This is a genomic window from Neobacillus vireti (assembly GCF_036962345.1).
Lineage (GTDB): Bacteria > Bacillota > Bacilli > Bacillales > Cytobacillaceae > Neobacillus > Neobacillus vireti_A.
The window spans coordinates 66,809-81,145 of sequence record NZ_JBALNB010000013.1; the positions used below are offsets into that span (position 1 = coordinate 66,809).

The 14,337-nt window shown below is 38.0% G+C and carries 18 protein-coding genes; 16 read left to right on the plus strand and 2 right to left on the minus strand.

Going from position 1 to position 14,337, the window contains the following annotated elements; all coding sequences use genetic code 11:
• The first annotated feature begins 52 nt into the window (after positions 1-52).
• The 5 genes from V7108_RS16805 to V7108_RS16825 all read left to right on the plus strand — a co-directional run bounded on the left by V7108_RS16805 (position 53) and on the right by V7108_RS16825 (position 4,254).
• Positions 53-1,297: an MDR family MFS transporter gene (locus tag V7108_RS16805; protein WP_335513233.1), complete on the plus strand. Its 1,245-nt coding sequence runs from the start codon at positions 53-55 to the stop codon at positions 1,295-1,297.
• A 16-nt stretch (positions 1,298-1,313) separates the two neighbouring features.
• Positions 1,314-1,859 (plus strand): GNAT family N-acetyltransferase, encoded by a 546-nt coding sequence (locus V7108_RS16810; protein ID WP_335513235.1) that lies wholly within the window; start codon positions 1,314-1,316, stop codon positions 1,857-1,859.
• A 130-nt stretch (positions 1,860-1,989) separates the two neighbouring features.
• Complete coding sequence (locus V7108_RS16815; protein WP_335513237.1) at positions 1,990-2,769, plus strand: amino acid ABC transporter substrate-binding protein; 780 nt, start codon at positions 1,990-1,992, stop codon at positions 2,767-2,769.
• A 64-nt stretch (positions 2,770-2,833) separates the two neighbouring features.
• Positions 2,834-3,493: an amino acid ABC transporter permease gene (locus V7108_RS16820; protein WP_335513239.1), complete on the plus strand. Its 660-nt coding sequence runs from the start codon at positions 2,834-2,836 to the stop codon at positions 3,491-3,493.
• Between the two features lie 14 nt (positions 3,494-3,507).
• Positions 3,508-4,254 (plus strand): amino acid ABC transporter ATP-binding protein, encoded by a 747-nt coding sequence (locus tag V7108_RS16825; RefSeq protein ID WP_335513241.1) that lies wholly within the window; start codon positions 3,508-3,510, stop codon positions 4,252-4,254.
• A gap of 51 nt (positions 4,255-4,305) precedes the next feature.
• Here V7108_RS16825 and V7108_RS16830 read toward each other — a convergent pair whose 3' ends face one another.
• Positions 4,306-4,734 carry a VOC family protein gene (locus V7108_RS16830; protein ID WP_335568908.1) on the minus strand — a complete coding sequence of 143 codons (429 nt, stop codon included), beginning with the start codon at positions 4,732-4,734 and terminating at the stop codon, positions 4,306-4,308.
• A gap of 696 nt (positions 4,735-5,430) precedes the next feature.
• On the opposite strand from V7108_RS16830, the gene hpt reads away from it, so the two are divergent.
• From hpt to V7108_RS16885, 11 genes are all read left to right on the plus strand, one after another.
• A complete protein-coding gene (hpt, locus tag V7108_RS16835; RefSeq protein WP_335519940.1) occupies positions 5,431-5,958 on the plus strand; it encodes a hypoxanthine phosphoribosyltransferase in 528 nt (175 codons plus the stop codon).
• A gap of 28 nt (positions 5,959-5,986) precedes the next feature.
• A complete protein-coding gene (locus V7108_RS16840) occupies positions 5,987-6,214 on the plus strand; it encodes a hypothetical protein (RefSeq protein WP_335519937.1) in 228 nt (75 codons plus the stop codon).
• Positions 6,215-6,309: 95 nt separating this feature from the next.
• Positions 6,310-6,885, plus strand: a complete 576-nt coding sequence (locus V7108_RS16845) for a LemA family protein (protein WP_335519934.1) — start codon at positions 6,310-6,312, stop codon at positions 6,883-6,885.
• The gene (locus V7108_RS16850) at positions 6,885-7,637 is read left to right on the plus strand and encodes a TPM domain-containing protein (protein ID WP_335568909.1); all 753 of its coding nucleotides are present in this window, start codon (positions 6,885-6,887) and stop codon (positions 7,635-7,637) included. Before V7108_RS16845 ends, V7108_RS16850 begins: the two co-directional genes overlap by 1 nt.
• A gap of 93 nt (positions 7,638-7,730) precedes the next feature.
• On the plus strand, positions 7,731-8,648 hold the full coding sequence (gene cyoE, locus V7108_RS16855) for a heme o synthase (protein ID WP_335519928.1): 918 nt from the start codon (positions 7,731-7,733) through the stop codon (positions 8,646-8,648).
• A 328-nt stretch (positions 8,649-8,976) separates the two neighbouring features.
• Positions 8,977-9,120: a hypothetical protein gene (locus V7108_RS16860; RefSeq protein ID WP_335519926.1), complete on the plus strand. Its 144-nt coding sequence runs from the start codon at positions 8,977-8,979 to the stop codon at positions 9,118-9,120.
• Between the two features lie 12 nt (positions 9,121-9,132).
• Positions 9,133-9,600 carry a cytochrome c oxidase subunit II gene (locus V7108_RS16865; protein ID WP_335519924.1) on the plus strand — a complete coding sequence of 156 codons (468 nt, stop codon included), beginning with the start codon at positions 9,133-9,135 and terminating at the stop codon, positions 9,598-9,600.
• Positions 9,601-9,619: 19 nt separating this feature from the next.
• Positions 9,620-11,302: a cbb3-type cytochrome c oxidase subunit I gene (locus V7108_RS16870; protein ID WP_335568930.1), complete on the plus strand. Its 1,683-nt coding sequence runs from the start codon at positions 9,620-9,622 to the stop codon at positions 11,300-11,302.
• Between the two features lie 150 nt (positions 11,303-11,452).
• Positions 11,453-12,085, plus strand: a complete 633-nt coding sequence (locus tag V7108_RS16875; protein ID WP_335568910.1) for an SCO family protein — start codon at positions 11,453-11,455, stop codon at positions 12,083-12,085.
• A 3-nt stretch (positions 12,086-12,088) separates the two neighbouring features.
• Positions 12,089-12,646, plus strand: a complete 558-nt coding sequence (locus V7108_RS16880; protein ID WP_335519919.1) for a hypothetical protein — start codon at positions 12,089-12,091, stop codon at positions 12,644-12,646.
• A 22-nt stretch (positions 12,647-12,668) separates the two neighbouring features.
• Positions 12,669-13,277: a methyltransferase gene (locus tag V7108_RS16885; RefSeq protein WP_335519916.1), complete on the plus strand. Its 609-nt coding sequence runs from the start codon at positions 12,669-12,671 to the stop codon at positions 13,275-13,277.
• 35 nt (positions 13,278-13,312) lie between these two features.
• Here V7108_RS16885 and V7108_RS16890 read toward each other — a convergent pair whose 3' ends face one another.
• Positions 13,313-14,335 (minus strand): UvrB/UvrC motif-containing protein, encoded by a 1,023-nt coding sequence (locus V7108_RS16890; RefSeq protein WP_335568911.1) that lies wholly within the window; start codon positions 14,333-14,335, stop codon positions 13,313-13,315.
• Between the last annotated feature and the right edge of the window lie 2 nt (positions 14,336-14,337).

Sequence of the window (14,337 nt, forward strand, 5' to 3'; positions counted from 1 at the left end):
TTATATTATTACGTCTAGTTTACTATATAGAGTGAGAAAGGTGTTGATAAATATGGCGTGGAAGGACTATCCTCAAAATATTAAGGTTCGGCTGATTACCTCGTTTTTTAACCGAGCAATTGCCAGCTCGGTAATGCCATTTATGGCGCTCTTTTTTGCACAGCACAAAGGGGCGGTTTGGGCAGGTATATTCTTAGCAATTACGGTAATCATAGGCTTCTTTATTAATTTTATCGGCGGCTATATTTCAGACCGCTTCCCTCGAAAAAAGATTATTATTCTATCATCAGCGTCTAGTGCATTTATGTTTGCACTTATGACAGTAAGCTTGTTCCCAGATCAAAAATGGATTGTTCTATTTGCGGTCAGCTATGTGATTTTCACGATTACCAGCAGCCTTGGCCGGCCAGCCGTTCATGCCATTATCATTGACTCGACAACACCCGAAAATCGGAAGAGTGTTTATGCAATAGAATATTGGCTTACTAATCTGTCGATGGCAATAGGTGCAGCTTTGGGTGGTCTTTTGTATGTGAACCATCAAATAGAACTATTTATCGCTTTAACAATCGTTTCTATTAGCCTGCCGATTGCGTATGGAATATGGCTTCAAGATACACGCGTTAAGCTGCTGGAAAAAAAGCATGAAAATATTTTTGTGGATCTCTATCAAAACTACAAAGTCGCGTTTCAGGATAAACCATTTGTCATGGCAGTTGCTGGGTCAATGTTTATTTTTGCAGCAGAATTCTCACTAAATAGTTATATTGGGGTACGATTAGCAGAGGAATTCAAATCGGTATTTGTCGGGAATTTCGAAATTGCAGGGGTAAGGATGCTGAGTTTTCTAAATATCGAAAATATGCTGATGGTAGTAGCTCTTACCTTTTTTATAACAAAAATAACAGATAAGTATTCAAAACGGAAGATGTTACTCCTAGGATTATTGTTTTATAGTGCAGGGTATACGATTGTCACTTCAGCGAATAGTTGGTATGTCCTGATTTTATTCAATGCTTTGGCCACAATTGGTGAGCTTATTTACTCCCCAATTATGAATGCAGAAAAAGCAAATATGATGCCGGAGGACAAGCGTGGTTCTTACTCAGCCTTTTCTAACTTAAGTTTCAGCGGGGCAGATTTAATCGCACGTGCATCGATCATTTTGGGAGCTTTTTTAGTGCCAACCATGATGTCTGTGTACGTAGGAATTATTTTAATGGCCGGAACTTTCCTGCTCTATAGTGGACTTTTTGTGGTAAATAAGATCACCGTTCAAAAAAATATGTCAATGTAAGTAAGGAGGCTTTGGTGTGAGAAAAGTCGAGATTAGAAGGCCAGAATTTGAAGACACCGAAGAACTGAACCATTTTTTTAGGGTTGTGGTTACCAATACCTTTGATAGAGAAGGACTTTCGGAGTTAAAGGAAGATATTGAAATTGAAATTACCAGCAAGAAAAATTATCTGCAAATCGACCTTGAAGGTAATGGAGAGAAAAGGTATTTTTTAATAGCTTTGGCTGGAAATAAAATTATTGGGACAATAGAATATGGTCCTGCCAGCAAACTGATTCAGGACTGTACCAATGGAGTACTTGGGAAAATGATTGAAGTGGGAACCGTATTTGTACATCCTGACTATCAAAGACAAGGTGTAGGGAATAAACTGCTTGCTAAACTGCTGCAAACATTAAAGTCAAAGGGTGTCCTAGAAATCTGTCTCGACAGCGGCTACAAAACTGCCCAAACGATCTGGAAAAAGAAATTCGGAGAACCTGAGTATTTACTGAAGAATTATTGGGGTCAGGGGCAAGATCATATGATTTGGAAAATACAAATAGGTGAGTCTATTAAGTAGACTCCTTTTTTTTATAATTCTTTTTCTAGCTATTGTATTTGATAATATTATAGTGTTATAATGTGGTAGCACGATAATATGGTAACGTACTAAAGTAAATATAATTTTCTATAAAAAGGGGTAAATACAAATGAAGAAAAGTTTAGCAACTGTGATTCTTATCGTAACTGCCGTACTTTTAGTTTTTACAGGGTGCTCAAAATCACAGAGTAAAGAGGAAAAGGATTCGCTAGTTATCGGGATTGATGATAAATTTGCTCCAATGGGATTCCGTGATGAGGATAATAATATTGTAGGTTTTGATATTGATTATGCGAAAGCAGCAGCAGATAAAATGGGAACAGAAGTTAAATTCCAGCCAATCGATTGGAAAACAAAAGAAGCTGAGCTTAGTAGTGGACGAATTGATCTGATTTGGAACGGATACACAATCACGGATGAGCGCAAAGAGAAGGTCCTTTTCACAAAACCATATCTGAAAAATGCACAGGTTCTTGTTACCCTTGCTGATTCAAAGGTTACGAAACTAGATGATTTAGATGGGAAAGTAGTTGGGCTGCAGTCACTTTCTTCAGCATCGGATGCCCTTGATTCTTCACCAGTGAAAGAAAAACTTAAGACTGTTACTGAATTTGCAGATAATGTACAAGCCTTAACAGACTTAAAGAGTGGTCGTTTAGATGCTGTGGTCATTGATGAAGTTGTAATCAATTACTATATGACGAAAGAAGAAGGTACATTTAAGGTACTTGATGAATCGCTGGCTCCAGAGGAATATGGAATTGGTGTTAAAAAAGGCAATGAAGAATTACTTGAAAAACTCCAAAAGGCACTTGATGAAATGAATGAGGACGGAACAGCCGCTAGTATTTCAGAAAAGTGGTTTGGAGAAGATAAAGTATTAAAGTAATATGAAAATAAGGTAAAACAGGATTTCCTATGGGAACCCTGTTTTGTTTTTGGAGGAGTTTTCCATGTCATTTGACTATTTTACTTCGATTCTCAAACCGATGCTTGAAGGCGCACAGATGACGATTCTTTTATTTTTCATTGCGATCATCGTCTCAATTCCGCTCGGTTTTTTATTAACGCTTGCTGTTAAGAGCAGTTTGAAGCCTTTATCATTACTAGCGCAAGGGTATATATATGTTATGAGGGGTACCCCGCTATTACTGCAATTATTACTTATCTGCTTCGGTCTTCCTATGCTGCCAGTAGTCGGAGAATATTTAGTATTAGATCGATTTGTTGCAGCATGTTTAGGATTTGTCCTAAATTACGCAGCGTACTTTGCGGAAATATTCCGCGGTGGTCTCCTAGCCATTGATAAGGGACAATATGAAGCATCACAGGTACTTGGTTTAGGTAAATGGCAGACAACTACGAGGATCATTTTACCGCAAATGTTTCGAGTCACGCTTCCCGCAATTGCAAATGAATCGGTAACACTCGTTAAAGATACCGCACTGCTCTATGCAGTGGCTGTACCGGAATTACTGCATTACGCGCAAACAGCTGTTAACCGAGACTTTACGATTGTGCCATTTTTCGTTGCTGGTTTGATTTATCTGATAATGACACTTTTGTTAACATTTGTTTTTAAAGGAATTGAGCGGAGATATAAATTTGAATAAAAGGATTGGTAAATGTGGCTATCATTGAAGTATCCAACCTGAAGAAATCGTTTGGCAATGTGGATGTTTTGAAACGAATAACGTTTGACGTGAATAAAAATGATGTTGTTGCTGTAATTGGTCCGTCTGGATCAGGGAAAAGCACAATGCTCCGAAGTTTAGTCCATTTGGAGGAAATAAATGGAGGAAGCATTACGATATCGGGTGACCCATTCGTTCAAGATGGAATTTACGCGAAACCACTAGAAGTAAAAAGAATAACTTCTAAAATGGGGATGGTCTTTCAGCAATTTAATTTATTCCCACACCTGACAGTAAAAGAAAATCTAGAGCTTCCGCCTAGATTGGTAAAAAAGGAACCAATTGCCGACATTCAACAAAGAAGTACCGAACTTTTGAAGAAAATTGGTCTTAGTGATAGATCGGATTTCTACCCGGCCAATCTTTCAGGAGGTCAAAAACAAAGAGTTGCCATCGCGAGAGCACTTATGATGAATCCTGAAATTCTTTTGTTTGATGAGCCTACTTCGGCATTGGACCCTGAATTGACGGGAGAAGTCCTTGAAGTAATCAAGGCACTTGCGGAAGAGCAAATGACGATGATTGTTGTGACGCATGAAATGGGCTTTGCCAAGGAAGTGGCCAATCGGGTGATTTTCATGGATAACGGAGAAATTATTGAATCTGGGAACCCAGAAGAATTGTTTACAAATCCACAGAACGAACGGACAAAAGCTTTCTTAAGCAGAAGTTTGAAGTAAATAAAAAGGATACAGCCGCAAAATTGGCTGTATCCTTTTTATTTATGATAATTACTTGCCGTATTCTCCGCTATCATGACTGATTTGCCAGTGGATTCCGAATTTGTCCGTTACTTGACCATAAAGTTTTGCCCAGAAGGTTTCTTGGAGCTCCATCGTAACCTTTCCGCCTTCTTTTAGTTGATCATACCAAGATTGAATATCATCCAAATTTTGGCTGACTAAAGCCATTGTTATATTATTGCCTTCAATAAATGGTGACCCAGGGAAGTTATCAGAAAACATGACAGTGCTTCCATCAATGTTAAGTCGTGTATGCATAACCAAATCTTTTACTTCCTCTGGCATTTGATAATCAGGATGTTGCGGTTGTTCTCCAAAGGTCATGATATTCGGTGTTTCTGTCTTAAAAACCTTCGCATAAAACTCTACTGCTTCTCGGGTGTTACCATTAAAAACAAGATAAGCATTTATTGGCATTTTCTTCACTCCTCTTAAATGATTATGTACAAATTCCATTCTAACCGATTTATTCCATATTAATCTCTTTTTTCCTCTTTTAAATTAATGGATTTAAATTAAAATAGTCCAAAGCCTGATTGATTTGATAAAATCATATATTTTTATCACGAGACAGAACTGGATGACTAAATCAAAGGTATCGCTGTCTGATAAAGAATAACCAGCAGAACTGGTAGAAATGTCCTTCATGAAGGCGATGAAGGACAAAACCCGGTAAGGTGCCGGAGGAAATGTCCTTCATGAAGGCGATGAAGGACAAAACCGGGTAAGGTGCCGGAGGAAATGTCCTTCATGAAGGCGATGAAGGACAAAACCCGGTAAGGTGCCGGAGGAAATGTCCTTCATGAAGGCGATGAAGGACAAAACTCGGTAAAATGCTGGTAGAAATGTCCTTCATGAAGGCGATGAAGGACAAAACTCGGTAAGGTGCCGGAGGAAATGTCCTTCATGAAGGCGATGATAGACAAAACTCAGTAAAACCCCGGTAGGATTGACCTTCATTCCCGCGATGAAAGACAAAACTCGAAAAAATGCCGATAGAATTGTCCTTCATAATGAAAGAGCATTACCCAAATAGAAATTTGTTTCAAGATGGTATAAATCGGGAATAGTAATGTTGATTAATTCGGATTAAATAGAAAGAAGGTATGGTTCTTGCCCTATCGAATAAAAGACACGATGATTTCAGAAAACGAGATCAAACAAAGAATACGGGAATTGGCTGAGAAAATTGAAAGCGATTTTAACAATGAGCCAATAATGTTAATCGTTGTGCTGAAGGGATCATTTGTTTTTGCAGCAGACTTGATTCGTGAAATGAAAGGAGACATTAATGTCGATTTCATTTCGGTTTCAAGCTATAGCGACCAAACCGAAACAACTGGAAAAGTTAAGCTGTTAAAGGATCTTGATGAGGATATTACGAATAAGAATGTTTTGGTTGTTGAAGATATCATAGACAGTGGACTTACCTTGCATTTTCTGAGGAATCATTTGGACATGCATAAACCAAAACAAATTAAACTTTGCACACTATTAGACAAGCCCGAGAGAAGAAGAGTGGAATTGCCTGTGGATTATGTTGGCTTTGTGATTCCAGATGAATTCATTGTAGGCTATGGAATTGACTATGCTCAAAAGTACAGAAACTTACCACATATTGCAACAGTGGAGGAGTATTAGGTACCTGATTTTAAAGGAGGCATATGCTTTGACTGCAAATATCTTTAAAGGGAAAAGTGAAAAAGAAGAAAAAAATAATCTTGAAGAAATTCTTAAGGATTCTATAGAGATGGAAGAGGATCTAATGCGGACTTATTTAATAACGGCCGAACGGGTTCACGATGACGATGAACTAAAGGAACGCCTTGAAAACTTTGCAGAAGGAAACGCAAAAAGAACAAAGCAGCTTATTGATGAATTAAATGATCATAAATAAAAAGAAAAAAAGCTGTGCGGATTAAATAAATCCACACAGCTTTTCATAGTAGAAATAGTAAGTGAAACATACTATAGGGAAAGGAGTGTGTTCAATTGAAAAAAGGATATATCGTAATTGGAATTATTTTAGCTGTGATTGTTTTTGCTGGGGTGATGTTGGCGTCGAGCTACAATAACTTTGTTACTCTTGAAGAAAATGTAGATCAATCCTATGCACAAATCGAAAATCAGCTGCAGCGAAGGCTTGATTTGATACCAAACCTTGTGAATACCGTAAAAGGATATGCTTCACATGAAAAAGAAGTGATCGCATCGATTTCTGATGCTCGGGCAAGATTAGCAGGAGCGAATACAGTAGAAGAAGAAGCGACGGCAAATGCTGAATTATCAGGTGCATTAAGCCGGTTACTGGTTGTCGTTGAAAATTATCCGAATCTAAAAGCGGATCAGCAATTTACGCGATTAATGGATGAGTTGGCTGGAACGGAAAATCGGATTTCCGTAGCAAGAAAAGATTATAATGACCAGGTCGCTGTGTATAACAAAAAAGTAAAGCAATTTCCTGGGGCACTTATAGCAGGTATGACCGGTTTTGACGAGAAAGAATATTTTACAGCAGATCCGAAAGCGGCTGAAGCTCCTGAAGTTGACTTTGGAGGCAATGGATAATGAAACCGAAAGCGGTCTTCAGCCTTCTTTTTTTATTTTTTTTCCTGCTATCAGGCAGTACAGCTGCTAAAGAAATTAAAATGCCTGCGCCCATTGGCGATATTTATGTTCAAGATTTCGCGAAGATATTAACACAAGTAGAAATAGCAGAATTGAGAAATTTAGGAAGATCTATTGAAGATCAAACCACTGCCCAAGTTTCTGTATTAACAGTAGACACCATTGGAGAAAACACAATAGAGGAATATGCGAATGCAGCTTTTAGACAGTACGGAATTGGCAGCGAGCAACAAGATAATGGTGTATTGCTGGTTATTGCCGTAACCGATCGTTTAATAAAAATCGAAGTGGGATATGGATTGGAAGGGAGAATCACTGATGGAAAAGCTGGGCAGATTCTTGATCAGCATGCCATTCCATATCTTCAAAATAATCAGCCAAACCAAGCGATCATAGAAACGTATAAGGCACTGGCAAATGAAGTTTTAGCCGAATACGGGCAAGAGGGAGGCATGCCGGTACAGAAAAATCAAGCTGGGCAGCCATCTGGAAATGAAGGGCTCGGTATACCCTCATGGCTGTTAATCCTTATAGTCGTTGTCGTTGTTTTTCTTGATTTTAAGTTTTTTGGCGGAACCCTAACGTATCTTCTGCTATCGATCATCTCACGTGGAAGAGGTGGAGGCGGCGGTGGTCCCCGGGGAGGCGGAGGCGGTTCTTCAGGTGGCGGCGGCGCAGGACGAGGATGGTGAGTTTGGAAAATTTTAAGTGATGAATATCATGCAAAAGGCTTATGATGTATGATTTAATGATAGGGAAGGATTTAAGTTTGGAGGTTTAGTGAAATGAGTAAAAACGATATATCTTTTTTTCAGATAGATGATAGAAACCCCTCTAGCTTAATCTCTGACCTAAAGTCACTTTTTAAAGCAAGTGTATTAATTGCTAATGTTCTGCCTGTTTTTTCTGGTTTCTGGTTGGCGCTGCATTTTTCTAACCATTCATTTAGTGATTACTGGGAAGTTTTTTTGCTAACAGTTATTGGAAGTACAATGGTTATGGCTGGAGCTCTCGTCCTTAATAATTGGTATGATGTTGATATAGATACAATAATGGAAAGAACGAAAAATAGACCAACTGTAACGGGAAATATTCCTCTAAACGTTGTTTTGACCATTGGTATTGTTTTAACCATTCTGGGTTTAATTCTTTTACTATTTACTACCATTGAAGCAGCACTATATGCTTTCGTAGGATGGTTCACCTATGTCATTTTGTACACGATGTGGTCAAAGCGGAGATATACCTTAAATACGGTAATTGGCAGTGTTTCAGGAGCCGTTACTCCCTTAATTGGATGGGCAGCAGTTGAGTCAAGTTTTCATATCGTTCCCATTATCCTTTTTCTAATATTATTTGTATTTCAAATGCCGCATACTTTTGCCATTGCTATGAAGAAGTGTGAAGAATATAGAGCTGCGGGTGTGGCAATGCTTCCGGTGGTAAAGGGATTTAAAAATACAAAAGTCCAAATTGTCGTGTATGTTGCCTGCCTGCTGCCATTGCCCTTTTTTTTAACGCAGCTTGGTACCGCCTTTGTAGTGGCTGCCACGATCCTAAACATTGGCTGGCTAGTCGTATGTATAAGAGGATTTTCTACGAAGGATGACTTAAAATGGGCTCATGCGGTTTTTCTATATTCGGTAAATTATATAATGATAATATTCCTAATGGTGATTATTTTTACACTGCCGCTATTTTAACAGATTTTAATTCATATAAATACATTCAAGCTGTCCATTAACGGGCAGCTTTTTACTTTGACAAAATTTAAATATTGTTTCTATCGTTCATAAATTTGTCACTTTTACCACCTGAGAATCCTTTCTATATCAGAATATAAAATATTGATTCTTCAGGGTTTTAAAAGGTTGATATTCGTGCGTTTTTCTCTAAATAGACACAAAACTGATATAAAAATTCAGTTGATATTTTTGTATTTTTGTTTTTTCTATGTGATTCAGTTCACTTCAGTGAGAACGTTTCGCAATTATTATATAAGTAACAACAAATTAAGGGGGTTGAATTTCGATGGCAGCTACAAAGATTACTCAAAAAAATAAAAAAGATCAGGAAGAACCATTAAAAGGAACATGGCTTTCCGTAACTGTGGTTGGAGTCGTGATTGTTGCTACGTATATAGTTCTATACGGTCTTTATATGGCCAGAATATAAGGGGGGATAAAGATGAAAATGCACCTTGATGAAAAAATATGGCTTACGATAAGTTTTGGTATCATCATGGGATTCATGTTAATCACAGGTTACCAAGCTTTTGCACTAGAAATGGGACCACCAAGTAATATGGAAACAATCGATCCACAGAATGTTGATAATATAGCTCCTTTTGATAATCCAGGAGTAAAAAAAGTGGGCGACAATGAATATGAAGTCGTTATGACGTTACAAGCATTTGGCTTTACTCCAAATAACATTGAGATTCCAGCTGGAGCAAAAGTTACGTTTATTATGACTTCAAAAGATGTTGTACACGGATTTGAAGTGGCAGGAACAAATATCAATGCAATGGTTATGCCAGGGCATATTCAAAAAATCACACAAACATTTGATAAGGCAGGCAGTTATTTGGTTATCTGTAATGAATATTGTGGTGCGGGTCACCAAGTAATGAGTACAACGATTACGGTGAAATAAGGGGGGATAGCAGATGAAAATGGAGGCAGATTTAAAAATAGGTTTTAAAGATAAAGCAAACAAAATGCTGGGATATCACCCAGAGGATGCAAAAATTTCGAAATCATATATAGCTGTAGCATTTATCGCATTATTAGTTGGTGGATTTTTAGGATTATTACAAGGTTTAAACCGGGCAGGATTGTTAGAGTTACCAACTTGGTTTAATTATTATCAAGTATTGACGGCGCATGGTTTAATATTAATCCTCGTGTTAACAGCATTCTTTACCATTGGATACTTTTATGCAACACTTTCACATAACTTGGGAGGACTTCTTCCAAAAGTAAGAAAGCTCGCCTGGGTTGGTTTCTTCATCAAGTTGGTCGGGTTTGTCTTAGCGGTTATTCCAATCTTAATGAATGAAGCGTCGGTTATGTACACCTTCTATCCGCCGATGGCTGCACATCCAGTATTCTATATTGGTTTAGCTTTAATCGTAGTCGGCGTTTGGTTATGCTGTGTTGGAGCATTCATCCAAGTAGCGAATTGGAGGAAAAATCATAAAGGTCAGCATGTTCCAATCCTTTCTTACTTTGCAACAGGTGTATTCATTCTATTATTTTTCGCTCTCATGTTCGTAGCAGTTGAAGTCTTGGTTATGATTTTACCATGGACGTTTGGCTGGGTAGAAACAATCAATGTAATGGTCGCTCGTACACTGTTTTGGGCTTTTGGACACACATTGGTTAATATCTGGTATTTAACAGCTGTTTCTGCATGGTACGTAGTGGTACCCAAAATTATCGGCGGAAAGCGCTGGAGTGATGTATTAACTCGTGTGGTTATTATCGCTCTAGTCGTTATGAACATCACTGGTGGATTCCATCACCAAATCATTGACCCTGCTATCAATCAATACGTTAAATTTATGCACGTCTTTATGAGTTTGGCAATTGGATTCCCTTCTCTCATGACAGCATTTGCACTATTTGCAGTATTTGAGCGTACGGCTAGAAGAAAAGGCGGCAAAGGCCTAATTGGCTTCTGGAAGAAAATGCCTTGGGGCGATGTTCGCTTCCTAGCTCCATTTATCGCGATGGTTGCTTTCATTCCAGCTGGAGCTGGCGGTATTGCACAAAGCACAAATCAATTAGACCAAGTAGTTCATAATACAATGTGGATTGTTGGACATTTCCACTTAACATTAGGTATGTCAGTGGTTATGACATTCTTTGGAATCAGTTATTGGTTAGTTCCTTTTATATCGAACCGCGTATTAACGCCGCAAATCAATCGTTTAGGTGTTATCCAAACATGGATTTGGACAATTGGTATGATCTGTATGTCTGGTGCAATGCACTACGTTGGTTTGCTAGGTTCACCGAGAAGAACCTCTTACACAACGTACGGGGATCATGCAACAGCATTAGGCTGGGACCCATACTTGATGTTATTAGCAGTTGGCGGTACTTTACTAATTATCGGTGTTATTCTACAAGTGTACGCTGTATTCAATATGATGTTCTTTGCACCAAAAGGTGAAACAGAATTCCCAATTGCAGAAGAAGAGGAAAATGCATCAAAAACTCCTTATTGGACAGAGCGTTGGGGCATTTGGATCGTAGTAATGCTTATTATTGTTGCAATGGCATATGTAATACCTTTAACTGATATGATTGTAAATGCGCCTCCAGGATCACCACCGTTTAAGACTTGGTAATAAGAAAAGCGGAAGCGCCCTGGCCAGGGAAAAATGCAGTTCAATTTCTCCTAGGTGCTGAAGCTAGACAGTGATTTAAACTATAAGAGATAGCTCAAAGTGCTTGGGCTATCTCTTTATTCAAATAAAACAAATTTGGAAGTGATCTATATGATCAATAATAGATATACGAAAATCTCATTTTTTCTTGTTATAGTATTTGGAATTGGATTGTTTTTTATCGGAACCGATGGATTTACCGCATTTACTGCAGAAAAAGCAAGAGTGCAGCAGCTAAAAGATGATAAACCTAAATTCCCGGATGTTACCCTTGAAGACAGTATGGGACGAAAATATTCAATATCTGAATTTGAAGATAAATATGTATTTATTACATTTCTCTATACATCCTGTACCACGGTTTGCCCTGAATTAGAATACAATATGAAGCAGGTTTACGATAAACTGCCAAGCAGTGTAAAAGGAGAAGAAATTGTCTTCTTGAGCATAAGCTTCGATCCGGAAAGAGATACTCCGGCTGTTTTAAACAAATACAAAGACTTTTTTAAAAGTGATGCTGAAACCTGGCGTATGGCAAGAATTCCGGACCGGGCTGAGTTAGATTCGTTATTAAAAGCATTCGGTGTCATTGTGATTCCAGATGAAAACGGAAATTTTGCTCATAACTCTGCTTTTTATTTAATAGATAAAAAAGGCAGTTTGATTGATGTAATGGATTATAAAAAAATCGACGAAGCTGCTCAAAAGGTTGCTAACATCCTTGAAAACAAAGGGGAGGAATAGTCCATGAATCAGTCGTTTTATGGCTTACTTTTACTCATTTTCTTAGTTATTCCTCCTGTTGCAGATTTCATGGAAACCTTAATGGTCATCCATATGCATATGCAGATGCCGATGCTGGTAATCGCCGGAATGTTAATGGCACCTTTTTTCCAAAAAAGATTTCCTCATTTTTTTGAAAAGTGGAATAGTAATGGAGTTCCGGGAATTACGTTATTTGTCATTATCATGGTATACTGGATGTTACCTCGAAGCATGGATGAAGCATTGACTTCGCAGATGGTAGAAGTTTTTAAATTTATTAGTTTACCATTATTAGCGGGAATTCCTTTACGAGACAGTTGGAGAAAACTCAGTTCATTAGGAAAAAATGTTGTGATCATTAGTTTCACTCTAATGTTTATTGGACTGGGGTGGTTATATATATGGTCACCTGTGCAGTTATGTAATAACTATTTAGTAATCGAGCAGCTAACGCTCGGTTGGGCATTTTTACTGACGGCAATCGGAATGGTAGTTTATTTAGGCTATAATTTTTTTATCGACCCTTCCGCGTATGAATGAGAGGGCAGGCAGGAGCAAATGCATGAAAGAACGTAATTACGATGAATTACTGAATATAAAAACAGAAGGGTATCAAAAGGGATTCAACAAGTCCTTCCATTATCACAGATATGAGCCAACACCTTACCAGGCACTTGAAAAATTATTTGCTGAATATGAATTGAAGAGCAGCGACCATATCGTTGATTTTGGCTGCGGAAAAGGCAGACTCAACTTCTTTATTCATTACTTGTTTCATGCTTCTGTTACCGGAGTTGAAATGAACGAGAATCTTTACCAAGAAGCATTAGCCAACCAAACGAGTTATTTAGGAAAAATGAAAGAATATAAGGGCAAGATTCAATTTCAGTGCTGCTTGGCAGAAAAGTATAATATTACAGCTTTCGATAACCGTTTTTACTTTTTTAACCCATTTACGATACCAATTTTTTGGAAAATCATGAATAAAATTTTGGCTTCGGTGGAGAAATACAAACGGGAAGTTGACGTAATTTTATATTATCCATCTGAGGATTATATCTATTATTTAGAAAATCATACTTTATTTGAATTAATAAAAGAGGTTCAACTTCCTGGCTTATATGAGAATAATCCCAATGAGCGGTTCTTAATTTATCGCTTGGCATATTAAAATAGCCCTCACAGTCTAATAGAGACAAACGAGGGCTATTTTATGGGGTTATTAACTAATAATTTGTTTATTGCGTTTTCCACTTTTGTATCCATGTGGGTCTGAACCCATTTATTAGGAACCGTTGTATAACGGCAATGGCTACTTTTTACATAATTATAAACAATTTGTGCTTCATCAATTTCATCTCTACTTACGTGTTTGCGGGCATGTTTAGCACTATCGGTAAAGGTTGAACTGATGGTCCTACTGAGCTGATGAAGGTCTGCACTGTCAATCGTTAGGATTTGACTGTAAAGAATTTCGTTCCGTTTAATGAGAAAAAGCTTGAAGGAGTTCTCGTTTAAATTTTCTAAAACGATTAAATTCTTATTTGACTCGGTAAACTCGATAACCTTTTCTTTTCTAAGAAGAGACTGAATGGCATCGATTCGATCTCGATACTTAGCGGCAGCCTCAAAATCAAATTGGGCTGCAGCTTCCGCCATATTTTTTTTCATCTGATCAAGAATTACCCTATTCTCACCAGAAAGCAGGGCAATGAAATCCTCGATAATCGCATTATACTCCTGTATAGCCGGTCCGCCTCCGCACATACCAATGCACAACCCAAGTGAATGGTTTAAGCACAGCGAATTCTTTGCTTTAGGGTTGCTGCAAAGAATTTTATAAGATTCCTTAATGCCTGTTATTGCTGTTTCGACTTTATTCTTGCTGGGAAAAGGCCCGAAATATAGCCTGCCATCCTGTTCATCACGACAGTTTGTAATCTTAACATCACGGTACCTTGTACCTTGGTCGACCACAATGTAGGAGTAGGATTGGGGGCTTTTCATCATTTTATTAAATAGAGGTTTGATTTCCCTAATTAACTTACACTCCAGCATAAATGCTTCAAATTCTGTATCTGTTAACAGAATATCAAAATCTCGCACATTGCTGACAAGCTTAATAATCTTTTGAGGATGTGCTTTAGATTGCTGGAAATAGGATTGAACACGCCTTTTAAGATTCTTTGCCTTGCCGACATAAATGATGGTTCCGCGGGAATCCTTCATTA